This is a genomic window from Sphaerisporangium flaviroseum (assembly GCF_039537005.1).
Lineage (GTDB): Bacteria > Actinomycetota > Actinomycetes > Streptosporangiales > Streptosporangiaceae > Sphaerisporangium > Sphaerisporangium flaviroseum.
In genome coordinates this window covers 647-1138 of sequence record NZ_BAAAZR010000045.1, presented here as the reverse complement: position 1 = coordinate 1138, position 492 = coordinate 647, and the positions used below count along the sequence as shown (strand labels likewise).

The following is a 492-nucleotide window of genomic DNA, read 5'->3' as shown; positions in this document are numbered from 1 at the left end:
TTGCTGGAGGTGGCGTGGGAGGTGTTCGAGCGGGCGGGGATCGATCCGTCCTCGTTGCGTGGCACCCCCACGGGCGTCTTCGCCGGCGCCGCTGGCAGCGACTACTCGCAACTCCTCGCCGAGACGGACGAGGACGTCGAAGCCCACCGCATGACCGGGGTCGCGAGCAGCGTGCTGTCCGGTCGCGTCTCCTACACGCTGGGCCTTGAGGGGCCCGCGGTGACGGTGGACACGGCGTGCTCGTCGTCGCTGGTGGCGTTGCATCTGGCGTGCCAGTCGCTGCGTCAGGGCGACTGCACTCTCGCGCTGGCCGGAGGGGTGAACATCCTGTCCACCCCTGCCGCGTTCATCGACCTCAGCCGCCAGCGCGGGCTGGCCGCCGATGGCCGGGTGAAGGCGTTCGCGGATGCGGCTGATGGGACGGGGTGGGGTGAGGGTGTGGGGTTGGTGTTGCTGGAGCGGTTGTCGGATGCGGTGCGTCATGGGCGTCGG

At 70.5% G+C, this 492-nt stretch carries 1 protein-coding gene; it reads left to right on the top strand.

The genetic code is table 11. The features are described 5' to 3' along the window. A partial coding sequence (locus ABD810_RS36285) for a beta-ketoacyl [acyl carrier protein] synthase domain-containing protein (RefSeq protein WP_344951747.1) occupies positions 1–492 on the top strand: 492 nt, incomplete at both ends.